Below are 1,650 nucleotides of genomic sequence, written 5' to 3'. Positions count from 1 at the left end.
GTCGGAACCAGTACTTTACAGCCCATGTGACCACATTTTTTAACCGAAGCAAATTGGTCTTCAAAGTGAACACCAGCGGCACCGGCTTCGATCATCGACTTCATCAGTTCGTATGCGTTTAACACACCACCAAAGCCCGCCTCTGCGTCCGCTACGATTGGTAGGAAGTAATCAATACCACCTTCATCTTCAGGAGACTTGCCATTCGCCCACTGAATTTGGTCAGCACGACGGAAAGAGTTGTTGATGCGCTTAACCACTGAAGGCACTGAGTCCACTGGGTATAGCGACTGATCCGGGTACATAGTCGATGCAGTGTTATTATCTGCCGCTACCTGCCAGCCTGATAGGTAAATCGCTTCGATACCCGCTTTCGCTTGTTGTACGGCTTGACCACCTGTCAGTGCACCAAGACAGTTTACATAACCTTTTTTCGCACTGCCGTTGACCAGTGACCACAGCTTATCAGCACCACGTTGTGCGATTGTATTTGCTGGTACCATCGAGCCACGCAGTTCTACGACTTCTTCTGCAGTATACGTACGCTTTACGTTTTTCCAGCGTGGATTCGTTGCCCAGTCTTTTTCCAGAGCTTCTATTTGTTGGCGGCGAGTCAATGTCATTGGTCTATCCCTCTTTATTATTTGCACTTTTGTTTGTGCGTTGAGTTTCCGTTCTCAGGCAGTACATCCCTATCTGCCTCGAAAGTTTTCACGTTATTGGTATTACAGTTAAGAATTCTTAGTCCAGGTAGTCATAACCAGGGACGGTTAAGAAGTTGGTTAGCTCATCGCTAGTTGTTAGCTTCGCCATCAATTGTGCGGCTTCTTCAAAACGCCCGGCTTGATAACGTTCTTCGCCCACTTCTTGTTTCACTACTTCTACTTCTTCTTGCAAGTAGGTTTCGAACAGTGCTTTTGTCACCTGTTGACCATTGTCGAGTGACTTACCGTGCTGAATCCATTGCCAGATTGAGGCGCGAGAAATCTCAGCAGTCGCAGCATCTTCCATTAATCCGTAGATTGGTACACAGCCGTTTCCAGAAATCCAAGCTTCGATGTATTGCAGCGCAACGCGAATGTTGTGGCGCATGCCTTCTTCTGTACGTTCACCGTCACACGGTTCTAGCAACTCGGCTGCGGTAATTGGCGCATCTTCGGAGCGACTAACATCTAGTTGATTTGTTCGCTCTCCAAGTGCCGCACTGAATACTTCCATAGCAGTATCGGCGAGACCCGGGTGAGCAACCCACGTACCGTCGTGACCGTTATTCGCCTCAAGTGATTTATCGTTGTGAATTTTATCCAACACTTTCTGGTTTTCTTGCGGGTCTTTCGCGGGAATAAAGGCGGCCATTCCTCCCATCGCGAAAGCACCACGCTTGTGACAAGTACGAACCAGCAAACGCGAATAGGCGTTCAAAAATGGTTTGTCCATGGTGACGACTTGGCGATCTGGCAGAACACGATCTGGGTGTTTCTTCAGTGTTTTGATGTAACTGAAAATGTAATCCCAACGACCACAATTCAGCCCTACGATGTGCTCTTTAAGTGAGAACAAAATCTCATCCATCTCAAACACAGCTGGTAACGTTTCGATCAGCACGGTCGCTTTGATCGTGCCAGTCTCTAAACCAAAATATTCTTCTGT

Annotated in this window: 2 protein-coding genes; both read right to left on the bottom strand. The window is 47.6% G+C overall.

The window, feature by feature from the left end; all coding sequences use genetic code 11:
* Positions 1 to 623: isocitrate lyase (aceA, locus tag R7E00_RS22850; protein ID WP_318124515.1), on the bottom strand; the 623-nt coding region annotated here is incomplete at its 3' end.
* A 118-nt stretch (positions 624 to 741) separates the two neighbouring features.
* The coding region (locus R7E00_RS22845) for a malate synthase (protein WP_411978690.1) at positions 742 to 1,650 on the bottom strand (909 nt) is incomplete at its 5' end.

The sequence above is a fragment of the Vibrio sp. Vb1755 genome (genome assembly GCF_033338635.1).
GTDB lineage: Bacteria > Pseudomonadota > Gammaproteobacteria > Enterobacterales > Vibrionaceae > Vibrio > Vibrio alginolyticus.
This window is presented reverse-complemented; position numbering and strand designations above follow the sequence as displayed.